This is a genomic window from Pirellulales bacterium, assembly GCA_019636345.1.
Lineage (GTDB): Bacteria > Planctomycetota > Planctomycetia > Pirellulales > Lacipirellulaceae.
This window is the reverse complement of the sequence record JAHBXQ010000002.1, coordinates 587,680-613,133: the sequence shown is the minus strand read 5'-3', so window position 1 is coordinate 613,133 and position 25,454 is coordinate 587,680. Positions and strand designations below refer to the sequence as shown.

Annotated in this window: 18 protein-coding genes and 1 tRNA gene; 7 read left to right on the top strand and 12 right to left on the bottom strand. The window is 66.1% G+C overall.

Annotation, left to right across the window (positions count from 1 at the left end):
- The first annotated feature begins 23 nt into the window (after positions 1 to 23).
- The gene (locus KF688_06300) at positions 24 to 1,319 is read left to right on the top strand and encodes a hypothetical protein (protein MBX3425273.1); all 1,296 of its coding nucleotides are present in this window, start codon (positions 24 to 26) and stop codon (positions 1,317 to 1,319) included.
- A 72-nt stretch (positions 1,320 to 1,391) separates the two neighbouring features.
- Here the strand turns inward: KF688_06300 and KF688_06295 are convergent, their stop codons facing one another.
- Entirely contained in the window at positions 1,392 to 2,549 is a 1,158-nt protein-coding gene (locus KF688_06295; protein ID MBX3425272.1) for a DNA-binding transcriptional regulator, read from the bottom strand.
- Positions 2,550 to 2,854: 305 nt separating this feature from the next.
- Between KF688_06295 and KF688_06290 the strand changes: the two genes are divergently transcribed.
- Positions 2,855 to 4,273 (top strand): glycoside hydrolase family 28 protein, encoded by a 1,419-nt coding sequence (locus KF688_06290; GenBank protein ID MBX3425271.1) that lies wholly within the window; start codon positions 2,855 to 2,857, stop codon positions 4,271 to 4,273.
- Positions 4,274 to 4,337: 64 nt separating this feature from the next.
- On the opposite strand, the gene KF688_06285 is transcribed toward KF688_06290, so the two are convergent.
- From KF688_06285 to KF688_06270, 4 genes are all read right to left on the bottom strand, one after another.
- Positions 4,338 to 5,501 carry a glycosyl hydrolase 53 family protein gene (locus KF688_06285; GenBank protein ID MBX3425270.1) on the bottom strand — a complete coding sequence of 388 codons (1,164 nt, stop codon included), beginning with the start codon at positions 5,499 to 5,501 and terminating at the stop codon, positions 4,338 to 4,340.
- Between the two features lie 35 nt (positions 5,502 to 5,536).
- A complete protein-coding gene (locus KF688_06280) occupies positions 5,537 to 6,544 on the bottom strand; it encodes a DUF1559 domain-containing protein (protein ID MBX3425269.1) in 1,008 nt (335 codons plus the stop codon).
- A gap of 29 nt (positions 6,545 to 6,573) precedes the next feature.
- Entirely contained in the window at positions 6,574 to 7,533 is a 960-nt protein-coding gene (locus tag KF688_06275; GenBank protein ID MBX3425268.1) for a hypothetical protein, read from the bottom strand.
- 72 nt (positions 7,534 to 7,605) lie between these two features.
- On the bottom strand, positions 7,606 to 8,337 hold the full coding sequence (locus tag KF688_06270) for a hypothetical protein (GenBank protein ID MBX3425267.1): 732 nt from the start codon (positions 8,335 to 8,337) through the stop codon (positions 7,606 to 7,608).
- 453 nt (positions 8,338 to 8,790) lie between these two features.
- Between KF688_06270 and KF688_06265 the strand changes: the two genes are divergently transcribed.
- Genes KF688_06265 through KF688_06250 form a run of 4 tightly spaced genes read left to right on the top strand, consistent with a single transcriptional unit; the run spans position 8,791 to position 15,458 of the window.
- Positions 8,791 to 9,348: a sigma-70 family RNA polymerase sigma factor gene (locus KF688_06265; protein ID MBX3425266.1), complete on the top strand. Its 558-nt coding sequence runs from the start codon at positions 8,791 to 8,793 to the stop codon at positions 9,346 to 9,348.
- A gap of 3 nt (positions 9,349 to 9,351) precedes the next feature.
- The gene (locus tag KF688_06260; protein MBX3425265.1) at positions 9,352 to 11,145 is read left to right on the top strand and encodes a hypothetical protein; all 1,794 of its coding nucleotides are present in this window, start codon (positions 9,352 to 9,354) and stop codon (positions 11,143 to 11,145) included.
- A 2-nt stretch (positions 11,146 to 11,147) separates the two neighbouring features.
- Positions 11,148 to 12,557 carry a glycosyl hydrolase 53 family protein gene (locus KF688_06255; protein ID MBX3425264.1) on the top strand — a complete coding sequence of 470 codons (1,410 nt, stop codon included), beginning with the start codon at positions 11,148 to 11,150 and terminating at the stop codon, positions 12,555 to 12,557.
- 3 nt (positions 12,558 to 12,560) lie between these two features.
- Positions 12,561 to 15,458 carry a DUF4982 domain-containing protein gene (locus KF688_06250; protein MBX3425263.1) on the top strand — a complete coding sequence of 966 codons (2,898 nt, stop codon included), beginning with the start codon at positions 12,561 to 12,563 and terminating at the stop codon, positions 15,456 to 15,458.
- An 11-nt stretch (positions 15,459 to 15,469) separates the two neighbouring features.
- On the opposite strand, the gene KF688_06245 is transcribed toward KF688_06250, so the two are convergent.
- The 7 genes from KF688_06245 to KF688_06215 all read right to left on the bottom strand — a co-directional run bounded on the left by KF688_06245 (position 15,470) and on the right by KF688_06215 (position 23,766).
- Complete coding sequence (locus KF688_06245; GenBank protein MBX3425262.1) at positions 15,470 to 16,261, bottom strand: hypothetical protein; 792 nt, start codon at positions 16,259 to 16,261, stop codon at positions 15,470 to 15,472.
- 639 nt (positions 16,262 to 16,900) lie between these two features.
- Positions 16,901 to 16,989 (bottom strand) — tRNA-Ser (locus KF688_06240).
- Positions 16,990 to 17,124: 135 nt separating this feature from the next.
- Positions 17,125 to 18,657 carry a tetratricopeptide repeat protein gene (locus KF688_06235; protein MBX3425261.1) on the bottom strand — a complete coding sequence of 511 codons (1,533 nt, stop codon included), beginning with the start codon at positions 18,655 to 18,657 and terminating at the stop codon, positions 17,125 to 17,127.
- Positions 18,658 to 18,997: 340 nt separating this feature from the next.
- Positions 18,998 to 19,588, bottom strand: coding sequence for a hypothetical protein (locus KF688_06230; GenBank protein MBX3425260.1), 591 nt, complete (start codon positions 19,586 to 19,588; stop codon positions 18,998 to 19,000).
- A gap of 168 nt (positions 19,589 to 19,756) precedes the next feature.
- A complete protein-coding gene (locus KF688_06225) occupies positions 19,757 to 21,430 on the bottom strand; it encodes a S41 family peptidase (GenBank protein MBX3425259.1) in 1,674 nt (557 codons plus the stop codon).
- 484 nt (positions 21,431 to 21,914) lie between these two features.
- Positions 21,915 to 22,913 carry an AAA family ATPase gene (locus tag KF688_06220; GenBank protein MBX3425258.1) on the bottom strand — a complete coding sequence of 333 codons (999 nt, stop codon included), beginning with the start codon at positions 22,911 to 22,913 and terminating at the stop codon, positions 21,915 to 21,917.
- A gap of 163 nt (positions 22,914 to 23,076) precedes the next feature.
- Entirely contained in the window at positions 23,077 to 23,766 is a 690-nt protein-coding gene (locus KF688_06215) for a class I SAM-dependent methyltransferase (GenBank protein ID MBX3425257.1), read from the bottom strand.
- Between the two features lie 237 nt (positions 23,767 to 24,003).
- Here KF688_06215 and KF688_06210 point away from each other — a divergent pair, with 237 nt between their 5' ends.
- On the top strand, positions 24,004 to 25,440 hold the full coding sequence (locus KF688_06210) for a hypothetical protein (protein MBX3425256.1): 1,437 nt from the start codon (positions 24,004 to 24,006) through the stop codon (positions 25,438 to 25,440).
- Positions 25,441 to 25,454 lie beyond the last annotated feature (14 nt).

The window sequence follows — 25,454 nt, the reverse complement described above, 5'->3', positions numbered from 1 at the left end:
ACGGCAGTTCTAAGGAGTCACTTATGACGCCAGTGAGCAGCGAGGCGGCCGTACGCCGCGCGACCCCGTCCGCGTTGGGACTGGCGCCCAGCTTCGGGTTCGGCGATCGCTTGGGGGTCGCCACCCCCGGGCATTTGGCCGCCTTGCGCGAGGCGGGAGGCCCCATCCGCGGAATCTTCGCCCAGCAATCGATCCGCGAGATGACGCGCACCCAGCGTTCTCCCGAGGAGGTGATGCGGGCGGCGGCTGCGGTGCTGAGAGACGCGAATTTCGACGACCCTTGGTCGGCCGACGCGGATCATCTCAAGACGCTCGAAGACATTCGCAGCACTGCGGCCGCGGGGTTCGTCTTCTTCACCCTCGACCCGTCCGATGAGGTCGATCAGCAAGCCGACGGCTACGACGCCGCCACGCTCGCGGCCAAGTTCGCCGAGGTGCGCGATTCGGCTCCGTGGTTTGCGGATTACTCGGGACGAGTCATCCGCATGGTCGCCGGGACGATCACGCTCGACGAAACGACCCTCATGCGGGCCGCCGTCAAGTACGGCCGGGCGATCCAGCGCGCGATCGATTTGTCGCGGGCCGTCGAGACCGAGGCCAAGCGTCTCCGTCAACCGTTCGAAATCGAGCTGTCGGTCGATGAAACGGCCGAGCCGACGACTCCCGCCGAGCACTTCATCATCGCCGATCAGCTCCAACAAGCCGGGGTGCGGATCGTGAGCCTCGCCCCGCGGTTCGTCGGCGAATTCGAGAAGGGGATCGACTACCGGGGCGACGTCGCCGAACTGGAGCAACAGCTCCGCCTGCACGCCGAAATCGCCGCGGAATTGGGCCCGTACAAGCTGTCGCTCCACTCCGGCAGCGACAAGCTGTCGATGTACAGCCAGTTGGCGCAGATCACCCGCGGGCGATTCCACGTGAAGACCGCCGGCACCAGCTACCTGGAAGCGATCCGCGTCGCAGCCCGCCAGGACGAGCGATTCTTCCGCGAGATCATCGATTTCTCCCGCATGCACTACGACCGCGACAAAGCCACGTACCACGTCTCGGCTCGCGTCGAGGATGCGCCCAGCCCGGACGAAGTCCTCGACGTGGCGGTGCTCGAGCGGATCTATCTCGACCAGTGGAGCGTCACCCCCCACGGCAAGGGCTTCACCGAGCCGGGGCGGCAAATCCTGCACTGCACGTTCGGCTCGGTCCTGACTGATCCGCGGCTGGGCCCGATGCTCTCCGATCTCCTGGCAACGCATCTCGATACGTACACCGAGCTGCTCCGCGACCACTTCCAGCGCCACCTGCGGGCGCTGCAGTGGTCCTGAATTCAGCTGTGGTTCAGTTCGTCGCGCTGGCCCCGAACAGAAACGGCTCGTCCGCAAGCTCGGACCTGAACGTCACGAACGCGCGTTGCGGCGAAAATCTCGCGGGCTCACGCCGTACGCTTTTTGGAACGCGATCGCCAGATGCTTGCCGGACGAGAACCCGGAGAGCTGCGCAATGCGTTGCATCTTCACGCCTGACTGTTCGGCAAGCAGCCGCTTGGCGAGCGACAGGCGTTGTCGTCGCAGGTACTGGTAAGGCGTTTCGTGCAGCACCCCGCGGAACGCGTACTCCAACCACCGTCGTGAGACGCGGGCGTGCTTCAACACGTCGTCGATCGTGATCGGCGTGCCAAGCCGCTCGTGAATGTACGCCAACGCGTCGCGCAACCGCGGGTCTTCGACCGCGAACGTCGCAGTCGAGTCGCGCTGGACGACTTCCAGCGGCGGGATCGGGGTTTCGTCGAGCAACTGCGACTCGCCCCGCATCAGACGATCGAGCATCGCCGCTGCGCGGTATCCTTCGAGCCGGTCGTTGCGAGCGACGCTCGTGAGTCGGGGACGGGCATGCTCGCAGATGATCTGCTCGTTGTCGACGCCGATCAAGGCGACCTTCTCGGGAACCTCGCTCCCGATCTGGCGGCAAGCATCCAACGCCATTCGGGCGCGGTAGTCCGACACGGCGAACAACCCGCAGGGAGTCGCCAATTGGGCGAGCCATACGGCGAGCGCCCGGTGCTGCTGCAGCCATTTGTTCCCCCCCAGACCGAACGTGGGAGGGGACAGGAACTCGACGCAAGTCAGGTCTTCCGCTTCAAGTCGCTGGACGAACCCGGCAAGCCGCTCACGCGAGTACTGTACGTCCGACAGACCGTAGAACGCGAAGGCGCGAAAACCCTTCGAAATCAAATGCTCGGCCGCGATGGCGCCAATCGCCGGGTTGTCGACGATCGAGCGCGGCACCGGCGATTCGGCAAGGGCGCTGGAAATGTTGACGACCGGAATCGCCATGTTCGCGGCGCATCGTGCTTCTTCCTCCGTATTGAGCGCGGCGAGGATCCCGTCACCGGGCCAACCGACGAGATCGAGCACCGACAACGACAACGACTCGGGGGCCGTAATGTACGACCAGTTGCAGTCGTTCTCGACCGCGTACTTGAGCACGCCCTCGATGAACACCTCCTGGTGGGCGCCACGGGGAAATGCCAAGGCGATTTCACGAATTCGTGCCACGTTCGGGTCCCGATCGTGCAAAAGGCGGCAGGGGAATCGCGGGTTTGACTGGTCTCGCCGTCGGCAGTAATAGTTCGCCGCGGGCCTTGCGTATTTTGCGGAAATTATTGCAACAAAGCCTACTGGCCCGCAAACGCTTTCTGAGCAATTATGTCATGCAACAGGGGACAAAAACGCAAAAATCTGTGCGGGTTTTTTGCAGTTTGCCGCCGCTTGGAGTCGCATTGCGACGCCAAATCGCACTTATCACGGCCGATTTTTAGCTTTTCCGTCGCCGCCGCACGTCTTGCTGGAGAGGTCGTCCCGTGGTTGCCATCCTGTCCGCTGCATTTGTCTTAGGCGTTCGTTCCCTAAAAGCCGGAACCGTCGCCGCCGGTTTGGTCTGGGCGATGCTCGCGGGGTCGGTTTCGCCGGCAACGGCCGACGACCCCGGCGAGGCCTGGGCCAAGTTGGACGCGGTGTTGGCGTCGATCGCCGAGCCCGAGATTCCCCAACGCGATTTCGCGATCGCCGAGCACGGCGCCCAACCGACGACGAGCCCTGCCCAGGACGATGTCACCGGCCCCGACAGCCGTGACGCGATTCAAGCCGCTATCGAAGCCTGCCATGCCGCAGGGGGAGGCCGCGTGGTCGTCCCCGCAGGCCGGTGGTTCGTCAAAGGTCCGTTGCGACTGCGGAGCAAGGTCGACCTCCACTTGCAGAAGGACGCGGTGCTGCTGTTCAGCAACGATCCGAACGACTTTCTGCCGGTCGTGCTCACCCGCTTCGAGGGGGTCGAGGTCCGCAACTTCTCGCCGCCGATCTACGCCTACGACGAGCACGACGTCGCCCTGACCGGGGAGGGCGCCATCGACGGCCGAGCTTCCGACAAGAACTGGTGGAAGTGGAAAGGTTCCGGCAACGACGACGTGGCGCGACTCAACGCCATGTCCGACGCCGGCAAGCCGCCGGAGGAGCGCGTCTTCGGCGCCGACGGGAAACTGCGCGTCAACTTCGTTCAGCCCTATCGCTGCCGCAACGTACTGATCGAAGGGATCACGATCCTCCGCTCGCCGATGTGGGTGATGAATCCCGTGCTGTGCGAGAACGTGACCGTGCGCAACGTCACGGTCGTCAGTCACGGCCCGAACAACGACGGGTGCAATCCTGAGTCGTGTCGGAACGTGCTCATCGAAGGATGCCTGTTCGACACGGGGGACGACTGCATCGCGATCAAGAGCGGCCGCAACGCCGACGGCCGACGGATCAACGTCCCCAGCGAGAACATCTGCGTCCGCAACTGTCGCATGAAGGACGGCCACGGCGGGGTCACGCTGGGGAGCGAAATGAGCGGCGGCATCCGCAACGTGTGGGTCGAGAACTGCGAGATGGACAGCCCTCAATTGGACCGCGCGATCCGGCTCAAGTCGAACTTGGCTCGGGGCGGGTACCTGCAGAACATGTACGTCCGCAACGTGCGGGTGGGGCAAGTCGCCGACGCGGTCGTGCATATCGATCTGCGCTACTTCCGCGAGACCGGCAATCATCCCCCGGTCGTCAGCAACATCCACATCGAGAACGTCACGGCGGAAAAATCGAAGCGCCCCCTGTATCTTATGGGGACGCCGGAAAGCCCGATCACGGGGGTGACGATCGCCAACTGCCGCTTCGCCGGGGCGGCGAAGCCGAGCATCCTCGAAGACGTCGTTTCGTTGCACCTGCTCAACTACTCCCAACCGGAGTGAGCGCGCGACAGGGGCGATCGCCCGCAACCTCGGCGGCTGCGGCATGGCATGCGAAGCCCGTGGTTCATTCCGCGACGGAGGAGGTCGCCGAAGCTTCGACTCGGCGATCAAATACTTTGACCGCCGGCAGCGCATTCCCCTGGTCGTCGAACATGCCGCGGCCGGCGATGTGACCTCCCGCCACGGCCGGCTCCCACCAGAACACCCCCTTGCCGCGGCCGTGGGGGGTCGCCCGAACCGTCTCGTCCAGCGCCGCCAGAAACGCCCGCTGCCCTTCGGGCGTTTCCGGATACGGCGCCGGCCGATCGCGGTACTCCGCAGGGCGCCAGTTGTAGGCGGCCTCGACGATCACGATATCTTTCTCGTATCTAGCAGCCATGAAGTCGAGGTTCGCTCGCAGGTCGTCCAACGACCCGTGCCACCACGGATAGTACGACTGCCCGATGACGTCGAATTCGATCCCATGTCGGCGGCAGTTGTCGAAAAACGACTTGGTCGCCGGCAGATCGCCGCCGCGATCGATGTGGATCATCACCAGCGGCGGCTGGTCGGAACCGCTGCCGTCGCGAACTCCCCGCACGCCGGCCCTTGTCAACTCGGCGAACTCGGGCCACCGTTGCGGAAGCCGGCCAGCGGGCCACAGCATTCCGGCGATCACCTCGTTGCCGATCTGCACCATGTCGGGTGCTGCCCCCGCTTCACGAAAGGCGGCGATCACGTCGCAAGTGTAGGCGCGAACCGCCTCGACCAAGCCGTCATGGTCCAACTCGCGCCACGCAATGGGTATGAACTGCTTCGCCGGATCGGCCCACGTGTCGGAGTAGTGGAAGTCGAGCAGGAAGCGAAAACCCAGCGCCTTGGCCTGCTTGGCCGCGGCGAGCGTGTACTCCAAATCGTTTGGCAACCGGGTCGGCGTGTGGAACAACCGCAGTCGAACCCAGTCGTAGCCGTGGTCCTTCAGGATCTGCAATCCCGGCTTGACGACCCCGTCGTCCTTGAACTGGCGTCCCGTCTGCTCGGCGCTGAAGAGGAACGACACGTCGGCGCCGACGGCGTACCCAAGCCGCTCGGAGGCCGTTTCGGCCGCGGCCAGTCGAGAAAAATCGAGAGCCAGCACCAGGCCCGCGACGAGCCGCCCCTTGGCTGTCCGGCGCGCGACCCGCTGCTGTCGCACGCCTTGCTTCTGCACCGAGGCTCGTAACGGCAGAAGCGATTGCGGCGCGGGCATAGGGTTCTCGTTCCGGGCCTGAGCGATCAATCCGATCAATCCATGGTCGCCGTCAGTCCGTCGTTGCGGCAGGCAAAGTACTGCAGCACGACGAGGTCGACTGACGCGGCGACGTTGCGGGCCGAACCGTCGGCCATCGCGAAGTGGCACCCCGCGGCGTGCGAACTGCCGAAGCTGAGATCGCTGTGACACGCCTTCTTGGCGGTGACGTTCAGCACGTTCGATCGCTCCTGCAATCCCCAGCGAATCTGGGCGGAGTTGTAAATCCAGAACCCGTCCCCCACTCGCGAGGCGAGCCATTGCAGTCGCTCGGCGTTGTCGAAGTTGCCGGCCCAGAACCCGGCGCCCGTGTACCAGGGGGCCGCGACGCCGCCGAAATTCCACGAGCACTCGCCGACCAGAAACGTGTTGCTCGTGCCGTCGGTGATCTCGCCGTGCTTGGTCGTGCTGAGCGGGTACATCACGCCGTTGGTGGCGTGTCCGCCGCGGGCGTCGGCGGCGTCTTCGCACCTCGTCATCTTCGCAAGCGGCCCGCACGAGGTGAGCTGAAACGGTTCCGTGCCGGGGCAGCGGTCCTCGACCTTCGCTCCGTTCACGGCGTAGTAGTGCCCCCGCTTGGAGGTTTCCTCGGTCGTCTCGCTCGTGCCGTTGAAGACGACGGTCGGCTCGACCGCCTCCTGGCTAGGGCACCGCAAGAACGGGGTCTCGAACGGCAGCGTCGCGTCGCTGGGGCGCCGCGTGAAGTCGATCGCGGCGTACATCGCCTGCCCCTCGTAGTAAGGGAGGGTCGTCGCGAGATAGCTGTACGACCCCTTGTCGACCGAGGGGGGGAACTGTCGCCGCGCCGACTCGTAGTTCAAGGCCGCCATCGCAATTTGACGGATTTGATTGAGACACTGGGTACGTCGGCTCGCTTCGCGCGCCGCTTGGATCGCCGGCAACAGCAAGGCCACCAGCACGCCGATGATGGCGATCACTACCAGAAGCTCCACGAGGGTGAAACCATGTCGGCGCAGCGCGGTGCGATCGTTCCTCACAGACATGCTCAATCCTTTCTTCGCCCGACGGGACTTCACCCGAGAGAGCTCGTCCGTGCGATCGCCGCCAGTCCCCCGCCCAGCAAGACGGCGAGCGCGAACGACGCCGGCTCGGGAACCGCGGCGGCCGCAACGACCGCGGGCCCGCCCTGCCCGAAGTGCCGCTGCCACAGCAGGTAGTCGGCTCCGTCGACGATCTCGTCGCCGTTGCCGTCCGCCGCCAACGATGCCCCGGTCTGCCCGTACTGCCCGTTCCAGACAGTCAGATCGCCGCCGTCGACCGTTCCGTTGTCGTCGTAGTCGCCGGCGAGCGGTGCGCCAGGCTGGTTGAACGATGCGACAAACACGGCGTCCGCATACGGCGGGTTGAACGTGACGAGGTAAGTCCCGAACTCATTGGAACTGAGGAAATTGCTGACCGATTTGAAGTAATCAATCTCGGGATCGCCGTAATCGGCCGTCGGCGCCCAGACGCCCGAGCCGGGGGACGTCTCCGCATAGTCGGCGATCATCGCCGACACTTGCACCGGGATCAGCGAGTCGCCGCTGCGAGTCACGAAGATCGCCGCGTAGTCGTCGCCGAACGTCAACTCAATGCTGCTGAACTGAAAGGCAATGGGGTCTCCCATGGCGATCGAAGCGGTCGACGCGATCGTGTTCGTCGACAAACCGACGAGTTCCGTCGAAAGCGTCGTCAACTCGTCGAGATTGAGAAAGTAGTTGCTGACGATCGCGAGCTGGATATTCGCCGCCGAGTCGACGTTGCCCGACTTGTAGAACTGAAACGCGTCGAGCGCCACAAGATCGGTCGGACTCAGCCCCGGGTCGGGACTGGCGTTCTCCATCGGCGAGAACCCCTGGGCGTAAATCGTGTTCCAATTGGAACCCGTGGTGAACGACGAGGTGAACGGCGTTTGGCCGCGCGTGGCTTCGCCGGCGACGAGCAGCACCGCCCCGATCGTCGCCGCTTGCGCGGCACGGAGAATTCTCATCATGACCGACGACTCCCTATCAGGCGGTCGGCAGCGATCCGCCGACTGAAACGTTCCGTGGAAGAATCACGTGAATCAGAGAAGCCGGCGACGAAACAGCGCGGCGATCGTCGCCGCAACGGCCGCCCCGGCCAGCGTCTCGGGCTCCGGCACCGCAAACAGCGTCGCCCGAAAATTGGCGTCACCGGCGAACGAAAACGTGTTGAAGAACGAGCCGAATTGATTCGTCGCAATGAAGTTGCTGGTGGCGTATTGAAACTGATCCTCGGCCCCGTAGTTGGTCGCCGGGTGATAGCTGCCCGACCCCGGCGGGGTCTCGACGTAGTTGGTCGTCAGGGCCGAGACCAGCACGGGCGTCAACGCTCCCGCGCTTTCGGTCACCAGCACCGCCGCATAGTTGCCGCCGTAGGCGAGCGGCAAGTCGGCGAAGTCAAAAACGATCGGATCCCCCGTCGCGATCCCCGCGGTGCTGGCGATCGTGTTCGTCGACAAACCGACGAAGGCGCCGTGGCCCGTTGAAAGTCCCGTCAGATCGGCGAAGATGTTGCTGAGGATCGCCAACTGAAAGTCAGCGGCCGCATCGGCGTTGCCCGACTTGAAGAACTCGAACTTGCGGAGCGACACAGCGTCGCCGGCTCCGAGGGATTGGCTGGGCGTGTCGCCTAGCGAGGGAGAGAATCCCTGGGCGTAGACGGAACTCCAACTGCCGCCGTCCAGATACGAGACCGTGAACTCGCCGGCCCGCGCGACCGGGGCCGTCAGCAGAGTCGCTGCCAGGGCCAAACCCGCCAATTTGGTGCATCTCATGAGTCGCAAGCTCCCAAGCCGTCGATGAGAATGTTCGCCCAAACCGGCCGACTCAACGTCGGCTACGGCAGTTTGGGCCCGCCGTGACAAGTACGCCCGTTTCCCTTACGGATCGCGCAGGCAGGCAGGGCGTTGCCTCCACGAAATGATTCCCCGTCGACTCCAGACTCTTAGCTTAAAAAATCGGGATATCTTGCCGATCCGGAAGCTTACGGCGGCGCCCCGGGCCAGGCTCCGGCCCTTGGTCCGAGGCCCCCGTCCGCAACGGAACGTCGGCGGTGCACTCAGGATCGCGACACGCGGGCGCCCCCGTCCCTTCCCGCCGAACGCCGGCGAAAATCTCAGAAAATTCGCCTGGATCTTGGATAATCAACCGCGACCGAGGGGGGAAGTACTACGGGAGATTCTGCGCCTTCGTCGCGCACGCTCCTCCCAGTGACAGGCGGCGGACCAATGACCGACTCGCACGATGAGAACCGAACAGACCCCGGCGACGTCGCTCGCATGCGCGAGCTGGCGGGCGCGTGGGTCGGCGCCCAGGCCGTGATCTCGGCCTATGTCAGCGCCAATGTCGTCGATCGGCACCACGTCGAGGACATCGTCCAGGAGGTCGCCCAGGTGTGCGCCGAGAAGTTCCACGAGTTCGATCGAAGACGATCGTTCGCGTCGTGGGCGATGGGCATCGCGCGACACCGCATCCTCAAGTACTACCGAACCCGCACGCGCGATCGGCTGGTGCTGAACGAACCCGCGCTCGAGCAGCTTGAAGCGGCGCTCGAACGCCTGGAACCGGCCGCCGAAGAGCGCCGCGACGCCCTGCATAACTGCATGGCCAAGATCCAGGGACGCCGCCGCGACGTGCTGCAGATGCGCTACGGCGAAAACTGCCGCGTGGCCGACGTCGCCGTCCGCTTTGGCATGTCGGCCTCGGCCGTATCGGTGATGCTCCACCGCGTCCGAACCGAACTGCTGGATTGCATTCGACGTACTTTGGCTCAAGGGAGAGCCTGACCCATGACCGACGCCGACCCGTTGCGATTGCCTCAGGATCTCGATCCGCTCGTCGATCGGTATCTCGACGGCGTCGCCAGCGTCGAGGACGTGCGACTGCTGGAACGGCTCGTCGCCGAGGACGAGGCCGTCGCCGCGCGGATGGCGGAGCGGTCGCTCGTGCATCGCCAAATCCTGGAGCTGGTCGCCGAAGAGCAGCTTCATTCGATTATGAGCCAGTACGCCGGGGGGATGCCGGGGCCGGTGCGGCCGCGGACCGAAGCCGGCGGTTCGCGGTTCGAGGCAGGCGACGATGTCCCGATCGACTCCTGCGACGCCCCCCTCGCGCCAAATCGAGCGATGTCGCGGGGCCTGCTCGCCTTGGTCCCGCTGGCCTTGGCGGCCGCGGCGCTGGCGATCCTCGCCTGGCCCGCTCGTGCGCCGGACGCCCCCCTGGCCGAACTCGACGCGCCGGCTCGGACCTCGGTCGCGGCGACCGTGACCCAATTGTCCGACGCGGTCTGGACGCCCGGCGCCGTCCGCTACCGGCATGGCGAGCAACTCGTCGACGGCGCCGTCGTTGAACTCGATCGCGGGCTCGCCAAGATCACCTTTGAGTGCGGCGCCGAGGTCATGCTGCAGGGACCCTGCAGCTTCACGATCCGCGACAAAATGGTCGGGGTGCTGCGCCGAGGCAAGCTGGCGGCCAACGTCCCGCGGCGCGCCTTCTCGTTCGCCATCCTCTCGCCCGAAGTCGACTTCGTCGATCTCGGCACCGCATTCGGAATTTCCGTCGACGAGGACGGAGACGCCGAATTGCACGTCTTCGAAGGGGAGGTCCTCTACAGTCCCTCGCAGCGCGCGGAAGCAGACCGCTCGAAGTCGGTCCACATCCACGAAAATGGCGCGGTCAAAGTCGACAAGGGGGGAGCGGCGGTCGATATCTTGCTCAATGCGGAGGAATACTCGCCGCTGATGGCCTTGCGTAGGCCGCAGCGGAAGGGCGCCGACCCCTTCGACGGCTCCGGGCTGGCCCTGTGGCTGGCGGCCGACGCGGGGGTGTCGACCGATCGCGAGGGGCGGGTCCTCGCATGGCAAGATCTGCTATTGTCCGACAACCGCACGGCCGAGGACGCAACGCAGTCCGAACCCGCCGCCCGACCACGGTTGGAACCGCAGGCGATGAACGGCCTGCCCGCGATACGGTTCGACGGCGCGGCCAGTCATTTGGTGACGACGCCGCTGGAAACGACCGACGACCAGACCGTGGTCCTGGCGTGTCAATTCTCCCCTGGGGCGTTCGCACCAGGTCGCCAGTGGGGGGGGCAGATCATTAACTACGATGGCCCCCCTAGCCGCGAGGCGAGCAACACCCTCTCCCCCGGCATCCTGCAGATCGGCGAACCGCTGTTGGAAGCCGACTTTCGCCCCTCGCGGATTAACGCCCAGGTGTTCGCCGGGTTCATCGGAAGCGCCGTCGTCGAGACCGGGCGCGTCGACGCCGACCCGCTGGGCCCCGAACGCCCTGCGATCATCGCCTACCGTTACGACTATCGCCGCGGCAAGGCCGACCTGTGGATCAACGGCCGGCGCGTCGGCGAGTCGCGCGCCTTCGCCCCTCAGGCGCTCACCTCGCGTAAGATCATCGGCCGCCATGCGTGGAAGGAGCTGTTTTTCCACGGCGATCTCGCCGAGTTGATGATCTTCAACGACGCGGCGTCCGACGAACGACTGGCGGCGACTGTCGCGTATCTGTCCGAGAAGTACCAAATTCCGCTCGAATTGCATTCGGCGGACAAGGGCGCCGAGAGGGACTGATCGTGAACAGGCGAAGACTCTTCTTCCCCTCGTCGCCCCGCGGCGGACGACGGGCCAAGCGATTCTGTCGGGCAAGTGCGCCAGTCTGTGCGGCGGCAAGCTTGCTGCTCGGCGTCGCGCCGGCCGCGGCGGAGTTCATGACCGGCGCCGATATTTCGGCTCTTCCTGTACTTGAGAGTCGCGGCGCGGTCTACCGCGACGCGGGGCGCCCGGGCGACCTCGTGCCGATGTTCCGCGAGCACGGGGTCAACTGGTTCCGGCTGAGGCTGTTCGTCAACCCGAACGGCCAAGGGGTCGTCACGAACGACTTGGCCTACACGATCAACCTCGCCCAGCGAGTCAAAGCCTCCGGCGCCAAGCTGCTGCTCGACTTCCACTACTCCGACACGTGGGCTGATCCCGGGCGACAGACCAAGCCGGCCGCCTGGACGAATCTCACCGGCGCCGCGCTCGAGCAGCAGGTCCACGACTACACCCGCGACTCGATGGCCGCGTTCGTCGCCGCCGGCGCCGCTCCCGAAATGGTGCAGATTGGCAACGAAATCTCCAATGGGCTCTTGTGGAACGACGGCTACCCCTGGAGCGGCGGTTCGCACAACGCCGGGTTCGATCGGCTGGCCGACCTCCTCAAAGCGGGCATCGCCGGCGCAAAGGCCGGGGCCGGCCCGGAGCAGGAACCGCTGATCATGCTCCATCACGATCGGGGCGACGCATGGGGCACGACCTCGTCGTACTTCAACCGGCTCGTCGCACGAAACGTCGACTTCGACATGATCGGGTACAGCTACTATCCGCGCTGGCACGGGACGATCGCCCAGGTCGAGCAAAACGTCAACAACACCGCGGCGACGTATGGCAAACCCGTGGTGATCGTCGAGGCCGGGTTCCCGTCGCGGGGCGCCCAGTTCGAGCCGCAAGAGTACGAGTTCCCCGTCACCCCCGCCGGCCAGCAGGCCTATTTGCAGAGTCTGGTGGACCTCATGCAAAACGTCCCCGGCGACTTGGGCCGCGGGGTGTTTTGGTGGTATCCTGAGGCCGTTCCCGTCAGCGGACTGAGCGTTTACGAAGGGGGACGCTATGGGCTGTTCGACGCCGGCGGCAATCTGTTGCCGGCGATCGACGTGTTCCGAGCCGTGAATCCCCCGCTACCCGGCGACTTCACTTTCAACGGGGTCGTCGACGGCGACGATTTGGCGATCTGGTCCTCGATGTACGGCCTCGCTGGGCAAGGACTCGACGCCGACGCGGACGGAAACGGGCGCGTCGACGGGGCCGATCTCCTCGTCTGGCAACGAGCCCTGACCGAGTTTTTCCAAGCCCCTGCAACGACGATTCCCGAACCCAGCGCCTTGGCCGTCGCCGCATCGCTTGCGTTGATCGCCTGGCGTTGGCGCCGCTCCCCCTCACGGTGAAGAATGATTGGCTCGCCCCTTGCGTCGCGACTCCTTCCCCTGCCGACCCGCGCGACGCTCTCCGCTGCAGCGATCCTGGCGGCCGTGATCGCCGTGCCAAGTCCGCTCGCCGTGGCGGAGAACTCCCCTGCAACCCGCCCGGCCGGTCGCCGGTCAGTTGCGCTGACGCAGGGCTGGCGGTTTTGCCTAGGCGACCCTGCCGGCGCTGAAGCCGCCGAGTTTGACGACGCCGCGTGGCAAAAAGCGCGCGTCCCCCACGACTGGGCCGTCGCCGGGCCGTTCGATCCCGCTGAGAACGGCTACGCCGGCAAGTTGCCTTGGCGCGGCGTCGGCTGGTACCGCCGGCACGTCAAGCTCGACGAACCCGCCGGGACGCGCGTCTATCTCGACTTCGACGGGGTGATGGCGTTCCCGCAGGTCTACGTCAACGGCCATCTGGCTGGCGAATGGGATTACGGCTACACGCCCTTCCGGATCGACGCGACGCCCTTTGTGGATTTGCATGGCGACAATGTGGTCGCGGTGCGCGTCGACACGACCAAACATCAAACCCGTTGGTACCCCGGCGCCGGGATCTATCGCAAAGCGACGCTTGAACTCCGCTCCCCGGTGCACGTCGACTATCACGGCGTTTTCGTGACGACGCCCCAAGTCGCCGACGATCGGGCCGAGGTGCAAGCGGTGGTCGCCCTAGCCAACTGCGAGGCGACCGCCGCGCAGGTCGAGCTCGTCGTCACAGTGCTCGCCCCGGACGGCAAGCAGGTCGCCAAGCAGGCGCTCGCCCAAGAGTTCGCCCCCGGCGCCTCGGAGGCGACGGTTTCGTTGTCCGTCGCCCCGGTGCGGCGGTGGGACGTCGACCATCCCGAGCTGTACACGCTCGAAGTCGCGGTGCTGCACGCCGGGGAGCTCGTCGACCAGGTCGCGGTCCCCTTCGGCATCCGTACGTTCGAGTTCACAGCGGACGACGGCTTCCACATGAACGGCCGCCGCGTGCAGCTCCAAGGGGTGAATCTGCACCACGATCTGGGGCCCCTCGGCGCGGCCTTCCACGTCCGGGCCGCCGAGCGGCAACTGGAAATCATGCAAGAGATCGGCGTCAACGCCCTGCGCACTAGCCACAATCCCCCCGCCGCCGAGGTGCTCGACCTGTGCGATCGGATGGGGATCGTCGTTTGGGACGAGGCGTTCGACAAATGGAACGGCACCGCCGATCGGGTCGACGGCAAACCGTCGCACCGCGAGCACGCCGAGCGGCACCTCGGGGCGATGATGAAGCGCGATCGCAATCACCCGTCGGTCGTCGTGTGGTCGATCGGCAACGAGATTCCCGGCGATCGCGAGGGGGTGACGCCCGAACGGGTCGCCATGATCGCCGACCTCGCCCGGTCGTTCGATGCAACGCGCCCCGTCGGGCTGGGGTGCCACATCCCCCAACAGGTCGCCCAGGGGATGTTCGACAAGCTCGATCTCACCGGCTGGAACTACGCCCGGCGGTACGCCGCGTTCCGCCAGCGCTCGCCTCACCTGCCAATCATCTACAGCGAGTCCGCTTCGGCGCTCAGCACCCGCGGGTTCTACGAGTTGCCGCTGCCGGGGCTCAAGACCGAGTACTCCGCCCGCAAGCAGGTCGACTCCTACGACCTCAACGCGGCTCCCTGGTCCGATCTGGCCGACGTCGAATTCCGGCTGATGGAAGCCGACCCGTTCGTCGCCGGCGAGTTCGTCTGGACCGGGTTCGACTACATCGGCGAGCCGACCCCGTTCGAGCAGGACGCCAAGAGCTCCTACTTCGGCATCGTCGACTTGTGCGGCATTCCCAAGGACAGATATTGGCTTTATCGCAGCCACTGGCGCCGCGATGTCGAGACGGTCCACATTCTCCCCCATTGGAACTGGCCCGACCGGGTCGGCCAGCCGGTGCCGGTGTTCGTCTACACGAGCGGCGACTCCGCCGAGTTGTTCCTCAACGGCCGATCGCTCGGTCGGCGAACAAAGGGGGAAATCGCTCCCCGGCCGATGAGCCTGACCCAAGCGCAGACCGTCGCGATCAGCGCAAGCGCAGCAACCGAGCTGGCTGCGCTCGCCATCGACGATCGCGACGGCACGGCGTGGCGTACTGAGCGCGGAACCGCAACCGCTTGGCTGCAGCTAGACTTCGGCGTCGCGCAGCAGATCGGCTCGGTCCACTTGCGATTCCGCGGCGAAACGAAAAATTACGGCTACCGTCTGCAAGTCTCCGACGACGCCACGACCTGGGAGACCGTTAGCGCCAAGGCGCCAAGCGACGCCCCGATGTGGGGTGCGCCGCGCGAGGGGGTCCACCATCTTGCGGCGGCAGGGCGTTACCTGCGGGTCGACTTCACCGAGACGCGCAACGACGCTGCTCCAGAGATCGTCGACGTGCGCGTCTATCCCGCCCAGGTCGACAGCCCCTACTACGACGTCACGCGTCAGTATCGCTTGCGGTGGGACGACGTCCTCTACGAGCCGGGCGAACTGAAGGCTGTCGCGTACCGCGGCGAGGAGCAAATCGGCGTCGCAACGATGCGAACGCCCGGCCCGCCGGCGAGCCTTCGGCTTTCGCCCGATCGCGATCGGATCAAGGCCGACGGAGACGACCTGAGCTTCGTGCTCGTCGAGGCGTTGGACGAGCACGGCGTTACTTGCCCGCTGGCCGGCGACAAGGTCCGCGTCTCGCTGAGCGGCCCCGCCGAAGTCGTCGGCCTCGGCAACGGCGACCCGCTGTCGCTCGAGCCGTTTCAGGGGGATGCAATCTCGCTCTTCCACGGCAAGGCGATGGTCGTCGTCCGCTCGCGCGACGAAGGCCCAGGCGCGGCGGAACTGACGGCCGAGGCGACCGGCATGATGCCGGCGACATCGCGGATCACAGTCGGCGAGTGAGCGGAGCTAAATCAACCCCGCCCGTCGCGGCGGCCCTGCGCCCGCTTCCCGCGAGCCGAAACGTGGCCTCGCACCCGGGTGGACTTGCCGCTCACCTGGATGCGAGCCTGTTTGACCGCGGACTCGGCCTTGCGGAGCTTCGGCGTCTTGGCAACCTTCGCGCTCGTAAGGCCGACGGCCTTCTTCGGGGCGGGGGTCGAGGTCACCGACTTCTTGGTCGCCTTCTTCTTGGCGGCCGTAGACTTGGTCCCCTTCTTCGCGACCTTCTTTTTCGTCTTCTTGGCTGCCGCAGGGCCTGACTTCGGCGCGGCGCCCTTCTTCTTCGCTGTTTTCTTCTTCGCCTTCTTTGCCGGCGCGGGCGAAGCGTTCGCCGCCGAGGGACTCAACTCGTCGCGGACCTCGTCCAACTTGGCCCTTACCGCCGCGCGAACGGCACGGTGTCCCGCCGCCCGCTTCCGCTTGCTCGGTTTGGTCGCGGCGGAACGAGTCGGGGCGCCGGAGGTCGCGGCCGCGGCGGCGAGGCGTTCCAATCGCGCTCGGGCCGCGGTAAACAACGCCGCCTTCGCCTCGCTCCGCTTGGCGACCTCGACCTCGCGCGCGCCCTTGGCCTGCTGCGCGGCGCGGCGCTGCTTGACGGCAAGGCCGTTCCACTTGTCAGCCAGACTTCTCGCCCGCGTCGCCAACTTGGTGATCTCGCCCGCCGACTTGGACTTCGTCGCCGCGTCGAGACTGGCCCGCACGAGGCTCAGCTCCGCGGGGGTGCATAGTTCTTTCGCTTGAGCCGACTCGCGGGACGCTGTCATCGAAGTATCTCGCCTGGGGAGCAACAAAGATCAACAAGCGATCCCGCGGAGCTAGCGATGCCGATCGGCGATGCGCGGCGGGGTCGACGAATTTAGCAAGAGCACATGACCGCGACGAGATCGAAGGAGCATTGATCAACGACGTCGCCTACGATGTGCTTAAGCCCTTGCATGGTAACGGCTCTGCATGTCCCAGACAATACCGACGAGCGCGGCGCGGCGGAATCATGCGACTTGTTCATCCGATCGAGTCGGTCGACGACTAGCTATTTTCTATCAGGGGATCGCGGAGTTCGTCGCTCGACTTTCGCCGTCGGTTCGGCTCCGTCTGCAAAGCGAACGACGGCGCCTGGCGAGAGGCCGCAAGAACGCAAAGTCGCCGTCGGCAAAGCGCTCGCTCCGCCCTGACGGGAGTCGCTACGGAGTCGCGGATGCCGAAGCCGATGACCGTCGACGGCCTTCGGCAAGAGTCGAGACGTCGCATGCGATCCGGCATGAATTCGCAACGCGGAGGCATTGCGAATCCTGGCCCGCTAACGGGCGAACGCGGGAGACTCTGGGATCGAAGGGATCGGCCGCAAGAAAAAGCAGCCGCAGTTCGCTATCGGGAAGCGAACTGCGGCTGCTGAAGCATTCAAGCGGAGAGGACAGGATTCGAACCTGCGGAACCCCGTAAAGGGTTCACCGATTTAGCAAACCGGCGCATTCGACCACTCTGCCACCTCTCCCGGGCGTCGGCCCGCGGTTTGCCGGCCGAGCCAGGAATTCTACGCAAAACGGCCGGCGTTGCAAGGTCTGCGATCCCCGGCGCCTGCCGACCTGCCGACCGGCAAGCGGTCGTGGCGCGGCCGGGGCGGAGTGCGTCACTCGGTCGGCAGTTGCTCGGCCTCGCGCTGCCAGCGGTCGCCCAGCGATTCCTTGCCGGCCAAGCGCAAGGCCTCGGCCGCGGCTTTGCGGTACTTGGGGTTCTTTTCGTCTTTGAGCACGGCGAGGCTGAACATGTCGGCGGCTTGCTGGTACTTCTCCATCGCCATGTTCGCTTGGCCCGAGCGGTAGTAATGTTCGCCCACGCTCGGCTCCGAACGAATCGCGTTGTTGAAGCTCCCGAGCGCCTTGCGATACTCGCCGAGCTTCATGTAGGCCAACCCGCGGTTGACGTGGGCCAGCGTAAATTCGGGATCTTTGGCGATTGCCTCGGCGTAGTAATCGATGGCGGTCCGCAGGTCGTCGCTCTTGAAGTACGTGTAGCCGATCCACAGGTACACCCGCGGGTCGCGATAACCGTCGCCCGTGCTGGCGGCTTGCTCAAAGTCGCCCCGAGCCAAATCGACGTCGCCGATGTAGAACCAGTTGATCCCCCGTCGCAGGTACGCCTCGGCCAAGTAGGGCGCATCTTGCCCGGGCCGGACGATCTGAATGGCCTGCGTCAGCGTGTCGATGGAACGCTCGTACTGGCCCAAATGCCGCTGAGCGATCCCCCGACGAAACAGCGCGTATCCCGACTCCGGAAAGCGATCCTCGTACTCGTCGAGCACCGCGTCGGCGTCGGCGACGGCCTTCTCGAACGCCTCCTTGCGGGCGGCCTTGTCCTCCTCTTCCTTGCCGATCGCCAACCACGCATCGGCCCGCAGCAGGTAAGCGCCGATGTACGTCTTGGGGTCGGTCAGCTTCTCGGGCTCGTAGGCCCGGATCGCGTCGGTCAGCGCCCCGACGGCGCTCTTGTAGTCTTCCTGGAATTGATAAATGTTCGCCAGGGTCATGAAGTTGTCATGATCCTCGGGATCGACCTCGGTCGCTTTCTTGAGATCCTCCTCGGCCTTCGTGAACTCCTTGAGCATCGCCTGGGCGAGCCCCCGATCGCGGAACGAGCGGGCGTTCGACTCGTCGCGGGCGATCGCCTCGTTGAGCAGCCGGATCCCGGAGACCGGGTCCTGCATGTAAACCACCGAGATGTGCCCAAGGTTGGCAAGAATCTTGGGATCGTCGCGGTTCAGGTCGAGCGCATTGCGGAAATCGTTCAGCGCAAGCTCGACCTGGACCGGTTCGAGTTCGAGGTAGGCCTCGCCGCGGCCGTTGTAAGCGGCGGCCGAGTTGGCGTCGAGTTCGATCGCCTTGGTGTAGGCCAGCGCCGCGGCGCCATGCTCCTTGATCCCCCTCAAAGCGTCCCCTTTGACGACGTAGGCGACGTCGTAAGTCGGGTCGATCTGCAGCGCTTTGTTCACTTCGTTGAGCGCCTCGACGTACTTCTCGGCATCGAGGAGTTCGACGGCCTGCTTGTACGCCGTCTCGGCTTCCGGGTTGCGGAAGAGCTCCTGGGCGCGAACCGGCTCGGCAAATCCCCAGCCGACCGCGACCGCCGACAGCACCAATGCGAATCGTCCCACTGCAAGTCTCATAACGCCCTCATCGTCGTCGTAAAACTAGGCTCGGAACCCCAAGCGGCGCCGACGTTGCACCTTCTCCGCAACGCGACGTCGCCGTCCAAGGCCGGGCGGCCTCGAACTCGGCGGCCTCGAACTCGGCGGATCGCGGAGGAACGTCGAAGGGTCCGTATTATCGTAACACGGTCCGCGGCGCACCCGCACGCATTTTGCCGGGACGCTGGTTGAAAAGGGGGGCGGTTTGATCGTGCTGCGCCGTTGGCGCCGATCGCCCCGGGCATGCCGGTCGCAACGACCGCGTAACCGGAGCGCCCGCCACCGTGCATGCGACGGCCGAGCGTGAGCGCAGAGCGATTCAGCCCCCCTTGGCTGCGTTGTCGAACATCTGCGCCGGGGTCTCGTCCTGCGGCATCGCCACGGCGCGCCGACCATACGACTTGCCCGTGCGGGAATACTCGACGGCGAAGTTCACAGCGTCTTCATCTGTGAACTTGCGCGGAATGGTGCGACTCAAGACGCCGTGCTGATAAATATGCACGAGATGGTCGGCCGCCTCGCTGGGAACGTCCGCTTCGAGCGGCGAGGAATCGTCGTCCGCCGCCAGCGGGTCGTCGGCCGCATCGACCAGGGCCCCGGCCGGCTTGACTTCCTCGGTCTCGTCAACGTCTTCGATTTCGTCGGCGTCGAACAGCGGAGGTTCGGGCTCCTCGTCCTCGACCGGCGCGGCCTTCACGGGCTTCGCCGGGACTTTTTTGCGAGACCGGGTCGCGGGGGCCTTCTTGGCCGGCTTCGCGGCGGACTTGCTCCGCGGCGAGCGCTTCGCAGTCTTCTTCTTCGGCTTCTCTTCGTCGAGTTCCGAATCCTCGTCCGAGTCGGACGCGTCGATTTCGTCCTCGTCGACAAAATCGAAGTCTTCGCCGAACAAATCGTCGTCGTCGTAAGCCATAGCTAGACCGCCCCGCAAACCCGTCGTCAGGCAGAGAATCGCGACCGCAGAGGGGGATAACGCCGTGCGTTGGCGGTCGCCAGATGAAGCGTAAGTATCGGCGTCTGCGACCCTTCCGTCAACGGGGAGACCGCAAATCGCCGCTTTTGCCCGCCCCCAGACGCGCGGTCACCGCGTCGCCACCCGCTGCCGAGCCGCGTTCTGTACGGCTTCGATCCCGCGGCGAAGAACTTCATCTCCCAGCGGCGCGGCATGGCCGGCGGTCAAGTCGGGCTTGGCGACGACCCGCACCTCGACGTCGGGAGTCACCCCGGCCTTGCTGATCTTCTGGCCGCTAGGCGAGTAAAACAGGGCGGTCGTCAGCCGGATGCCGGCCCCAGCGTATCCCAGCGGGAAAATCCCCTGGACCGAGCCCTTGCCGTACGACCGCTGGCCGACGACGACCCCCCGGCCGCTGTCCTTGATCGCCCCGGCGAAGATCTCGCTGGCCGACGCGCTGTCGCCGTCGATCAGCACCACCAGCGGCACCCGCCACGTCCCGCCGTAGTGGGCCTGGTAATTAAAGTCTTCCTGCGGGCTGCGACCGCGGGTAGCCACGATGTTGCCCTGGGTGATGAACTTGTCGGCCACCTCGACCGCCGCGGTCAGCAACCCGCCCGGGTTGCCCCGCAGGTCAAGCACCAGCGACCGCATCCCCTGGCGATGCAGGTCCCACAGCGCGGCCTCCAACTCGCGGGCCGTCGACTTCTGGAATGCGGGAATCTTCACGTAAGCGACCCCGAACCCCGCCTGCACCGGTCCCTCGGCGGCGGAGAGCATGTGGACGTTCTCCAGCGCGGGAACGTCGACATGTTCGCGGCGAATCGTGATCTGTCGAGCGGCCTGTCCGGGGGATTGCACGCCGACTCGTACGTAGCTCCCCTCGGGACCGGTCAGCAGCGAGGCGGCCTCTTCGGTCGAGAGCTCCGCAGTGCTGCGGCCGTCCACGGCGACGATCAGGTCGTTGTCGCGAATGCCGGCCCGCTCGGCAGGACTGCCCGGGATGACGTGGACGATCAGCAGGGCCTCGTTGGCGGCCTTGAGCTCGACCCCCAGCCCGACGAAATTCCCTTCAATTTGCGAGTAAACGTCCCGCAGTTGATCGGCCGTGAGATAGCCCGAGTAATCGTCGAGCCCCCCCGCCGCGGCGGCGACGAACTCCAAAATGGCGGCCGATTGCGGGGCGCCAACCAGCTGCTCGGCGATCTTCGCCGCGTCGGCGGCCAGGGCCACCAAGTCGTCCGGCCCCAAGAGCTGCCGCCGGCTCAACGACTGATAGATCCCCTGCCGCAACTGGGCGATCTTCTCGGGGGACGTCTGCACGCGGTGCGCGGCCTGGAAGGCGGCGTCCGACAGGGCCGTCTCCAACCCGACCGCCCCACGGACTCCCAGCTCGGTCCAAGGGGGAGCGGTCACGTAATGCGTGTTGATTTTGCGGAGCAGTTCGCCGTAGAGTGCGAGCGACTGCTGAACCGACAGCGATCGCACCGAGTCGAGGAAGCTGCGGTCGTTGTACCGCCGCTCAAGGCTGTAGTGCAGCTTGGCCTGATCGAGTCGCTGCGCGAGTTGGCGATCCTCGGGAAACTCCCGCAAAGCCTGCTCGTAATGGGTCAGCGCGTCGCCCCAGCGGCGCTGCTGTTCCAACTGGGCGCCTCGCTCGAGCGCGACCGACGCCGCGGTCGTCACGGTCGGCGCATCGCCCGCGATCGTCAGCGTCGTTTGGGCTGAAACCGGCGCGGCAAGACCGGCCGCGGCGCACAGGACCAGAGACCGGCAAGAGTGGGCGAAGACCCGAAACTGCATGGGGGAATCCGTACCGTCGAGGGGAGAGGTCGTCGCTGCACATCCACGGCGAGCGCCGCTGACGCCGAGCGAGCGAACTTCAGGATGGGTTCGCTCGCTCGGCCAGGGCGGACCAGAAGCGGGTCTAGGCTTGCGGCCCGCGAAAATATAGGTCACTCGCCGCACGCCGTCAAAAAATTGCGGCGACGAAACCTGGGGATTTTCGCGACCGTCGGCCCCCACGACCGCTAAAGGCGTTGCGGCAATTCCCACCGGCGAGCCGATTCTGCCGCAATTGAGCGAACTGCGGGGGATCGGGGTTATGACGGCGGCGCCGCGGCACGTTCCCGCCCGGGGGAACAAGGGCTCGTGCGGACGTACGAAAAGCGACGGACGGGCGTCCTGCCAGAAAGGCCGGCGCATCTCGTCGCCGGCTCCACGGCCATTCCTACGCGAGGGACCGCGGGACGGTTCGGCGCCGCGTAAGCCGGCGCCGCTGGCGCCGTCAGGCGCGACTCGATCGCACCGCCGCCAGATCGCTCGCCCAGCACTCCAGCAGCGTCGCCTGATTCGCGTTGCGGTCGAGTTGCTCCTCGGCCGTCATGGTTCGGTCAAGCGCCGCCAGCAGGAACTCGACCTCCGTGCCGTCGGCAAGCTTCTCCCGCAACTCGACGCGCCACGACTCGGCGACCAGCGTCAGCAATTGCCGCAGCCGGGCGCGCTTCGCCTCGGCCTCTTTTCCCGCGGCGTTGACGAACTCCCCCAGTTCGTTGCAGAGCCGCGGCAGGTCGATCTGGTCGCGTCGCCAGGAAGCGACGAACCGGTCGCGCATCGACGCTAATTCGGGGCTGGCCAACTCGCGGGCTGCGGCGACGCTTCCCCCCGCGAGTTCCGCCAGACGCTGCGCCTCATCGGCATCAGCGGCCAATCCCTGCTCGACCAGGATGCTCGCCAGATCGCCCCGCTCCAGCGGCGCAAATCGCACGATCTGCGACCGCGACAGGATCGTCGGCAACTGGCGACTGCGGCTCGTCCCCACCAGGATGATGATCGCCCCCGGCGGCGGTTCTTCGAGCGTCTTGAGCAGGCTGTTGGCGCTTTCGATCCCCAGCCAGTCGGCGTCGTCGATGATCGCCGCCCGTCGCCGTCCCAACAGCGGACGCAGCGAAATGTTGTGGCACAACCCCGTCTGATTGCGATGGTCGCGATCGCCGACGAACAGCTCGATCGGCAACGTTCGCTTTCCTTCGGGGCGAGTCACCTCGTCGAGATCGGGATGATTGCCCGCGGCGAACAGTCGGCACGAGTCGCATTCCCCGCACGCGGTCAGTTCGACTTCGGAAGTCATCGTGCAGAGCAGACACTCGGCCAAGCGACGGGCGAAGGTTCGCTTGCCGACCCCGTCGGGGCCGACGAACAGATACGTCGACGCCAGCCTCCCGCAAGCGAGCGCCTGGCGGAACGATTCGACCGCTTCGTCATGTCCTCGAACGCCACGCCACACGCCGAGCTCCCTTGCGATTGGTTCGACTGCCGTTGAACGCGTCAGCCTAACATTCCGGCCGGAGGCCGTCGACGCGCTCGCAGCAGCGGCCCGGAGTCCGTTTGCATTTCCAGCGACGGGGGCTCGGATCGGAGCGCAGCCGCACGCAAATCGCCAACCGGCGTCACGACGGCCGCGGTCGATACACGCTGAACCGCACGCCCCAACGAGTCGGTTCGCGTTCCAACGCGAGATCGAGTTCCTCGGCGAGCACCCGGCGAAAAGGTTCGTTCATGCACGCGAACACGAGCCGCGCATCGCGGGGCCGCTCAGCGAGCGATTCGCGAATTCGCACCAGCGCCCCTCGCAGCACGCTGTCGACGAACGGGTTGAAGAAGAAAAACAGCGACTCGTCGCCGTGATACGCCATCGCCGCAGCATCGGCCTCGATCACTTCGCACGTCGCGGCCGACCGCGACCGGACCGCAAATCGACGCCAATTTTCTCGCGCCGCGTCACACAGGTCGCGGCTGAACTCGACGCCCCGGACGGTCGAAAAGCCGGCCAGCGCCGCGAGCATCAGCACCTTTCCTTTGCCGCAGCCGACGTCGACCAGGGCGCCCTGGCCCGAGGGAGTTCGCCGCAGATCGGTCAACAGGGCCCCCACGGCGAGAGTCCGGCTCCCTTCGTAGAAGCCCCCGAGTCGCCGATCCCCGTCGGCGATGGCGTGACCGTCGAGCGTCTCGACCGCCAGAGTCTCGACTCCCCACCGCCAATCAAACCAGAAGTCGGCCGGCCGCGCCGCCGCTTTGGCGACGATCCCCCGCACCCCCTGCTCGCGAGCGGCGTTTCCCAGTCGACGGAGCAATCCCATGAATCAACAACCTTCGTCTCGTTCAGGCACGCTCGCAGCGAGCTGCAGTCGCTCGGAACGTCTCCAATCGACAAGGCGCCCCGGGTGCTTGAAGTTTGACCTGCCGCGGGGCGAGAATCCAGTCGCCAGGCGCTCTTGAGCGGCTCCTTGCCTCCCGGTCTGCCGAATCCGGCAAGTCGTGAGACAATTTGAACTGACGCGTGCATCCTTTCTTCCGAGGCCACCCGCCTGTCCGACATGCCTGTGCCCGATCCGACTGTCGTCGCCCTCTCGTGCCCTAAGTGCGGGCAGCGGGTGGCGGTGCGCGCCGAAATGGCCGGCCGGAACGGCAAGTGCCCCCGGTGCGGCGAGGTGTTCCCCATCAGCGTCGTCGGCACGGGCCTCGCGCCCCCCGTCCCCCCGCCGAAGCCCCCGGCGCCGAAGCACGTCAGCTTCAACTGTTCGCTGTGCGACACGCGAATGACCGTCAGCGCGTCGATCGTGGGCCGCAAGGTCGCCTGCCCCGACTGCGGTCGCGTGCAGCGGGTCCCCCCTCCCCCGTCGCCGCCGGCGCCCACGATTCCCGCGGCGATGCTGGGCGAGCAGTACGAACTGTGGGGCCCCGACGAGGCGCCCCTCCCCGCCGAGATCGCCGCGCGACAACGGCCCGTTCTCTCCGTCCCCTGCCGACTCTGCGGCACGCTGATGCAAGCCGATCCGCGACAGGTCGGCTCGGAGATCGCGTGCCCCGATTGCGGGACCCTGACTCTTGTGAAGGCCCCCGCCGCACGGCCTCCTCAAGCTCTCCAAGCGGTCGCCGACGGGGACGAGTACGAACTCGACGAGGCGTCGGCCCCGACGCCGCGTCCCGTCCCCCGGATTGTCGCCCTGGTCGAAGCCGAACGGCACGATGCAGCGCGGGCCAAGCACGGCAACAGACCGGGGCACATTCCCGGCTACGCCGACCCCCGCGAGCCGGCCCCGCCGCCTCACCTCTGGCGGGCCTTTCGCATGCTGCGGACTGAGGGGATCCTGACCCGCTGGGTGACGCTGTCGGCGCTGCTCGTAGCGATCTCGTGGCTCGCCTCGCAAGCGTCGATGGCCATGGCGGGGGGGATGGGCGCCATCATGGCTCTCTGCTTCTTCGCCGCGGCGATCATGCTCGGCACCCTGTGGTTCCTGGCCTCCTCGGCCTTGTGGTTGGCGATCATCGCCGAGAGCTCCGACGGCCACGATCGACTTCACAGCCCGCCAGGAGCGAATTTCTACGATTGGCTGGGAGACGCAGGGGTCGTGTTCGCCTCGGGGGTGATGAGCGCCATCCCCGCTTGGCTCGCCTGGAAGTTCGTTCCGCTGGACTTCGAAGCTCGCTATGCCGTCGCGGCGGCCGTGTGGCTCGCGTGCCTGCCGGTCGCGCTGCTCTCGGCCCTGGAGCAAGGCTCGCCGCTGGCGATCGTTTCGCCGCGGCTGTGCGGAACTCTGGTGCTTCGCGCCGGAGCATGGCTGGCATTTTACGTCCAAGCGGCCGCGATCTGGATCGGCGCCGCCGCGCTCATTCAGGCCGCCCCGTCGGCTGCACTGCTGCTCGCCCCGCCGCTGGCGGTCGGCGCCTCGCTCGCCTACTTCCGCCTCGTCGGGCTCCTGGCGTGGCGTCTGGCCGAAACGACCCGCCCGCGCGACGAAGACGACAATTAGCGACAACGCCCTGC

Excerpts from the sequence above, each read along its gene's own strand:
- KF688_06300 (MBX3425273.1), top strand. The coding sequence starts at position 24 with ATGACGCCAGTGAGCAGCGAGGCGGCCGTACGCCGCGCGACCCCGTCC.
- KF688_06285 (MBX3425270.1), bottom strand. The coding sequence starts at position 5,501 with ATGCCCGCGCCGCAATCGCTTCTGCCGTTACGAGCCTCGGTGCAGAAG.
- KF688_06280 (MBX3425269.1), bottom strand. The coding sequence starts at position 6,544 with ATGTCTGTGAGGAACGATCGCACCGCGCTGCGCCGACATGGTTTCACC.
- KF688_06275 (MBX3425268.1), bottom strand. The coding sequence starts at position 7,533 with ATGATGAGAATTCTCCGTGCCGCGCAAGCGGCGACGATCGGGGCGGTG.
- KF688_06270 (MBX3425267.1), bottom strand. The coding sequence starts at position 8,337 with ATGAGATGCACCAAATTGGCGGGTTTGGCCCTGGCAGCGACTCTGCTG.
- KF688_06265 (MBX3425266.1), top strand. The coding sequence starts at position 8,791 with ATGACCGACTCGCACGATGAGAACCGAACAGACCCCGGCGACGTCGCT.
- KF688_06260 (MBX3425265.1), top strand. The coding sequence starts at position 9,352 with ATGACCGACGCCGACCCGTTGCGATTGCCTCAGGATCTCGATCCGCTC.
- KF688_06250 (MBX3425263.1), top strand. The coding sequence starts at position 12,561 with ATGATTGGCTCGCCCCTTGCGTCGCGACTCCTTCCCCTGCCGACCCGC.
- KF688_06245 (MBX3425262.1), bottom strand. The coding sequence starts at position 16,261 with ATGACAGCGTCCCGCGAGTCGGCTCAAGCGAAAGAACTATGCACCCCC.
- KF688_06235 (MBX3425261.1), bottom strand. The coding sequence starts at position 18,657 with ATGAGACTTGCAGTGGGACGATTCGCATTGGTGCTGTCGGCGGTCGCG.
- KF688_06230 (MBX3425260.1), bottom strand. The coding sequence starts at position 19,588 with ATGGCTTACGACGACGACGATTTGTTCGGCGAAGACTTCGATTTTGTC.
- KF688_06225 (MBX3425259.1), bottom strand. The coding sequence starts at position 21,430 with ATGCAGTTTCGGGTCTTCGCCCACTCTTGCCGGTCTCTGGTCCTGTGC.
- KF688_06215 (MBX3425257.1), bottom strand. The coding sequence starts at position 23,766 with ATGGGATTGCTCCGTCGACTGGGAAACGCCGCTCGCGAGCAGGGGGTG.
- KF688_06210 (MBX3425256.1), top strand. The coding sequence starts at position 24,004 with ATGCCTGTGCCCGATCCGACTGTCGTCGCCCTCTCGTGCCCTAAGTGC.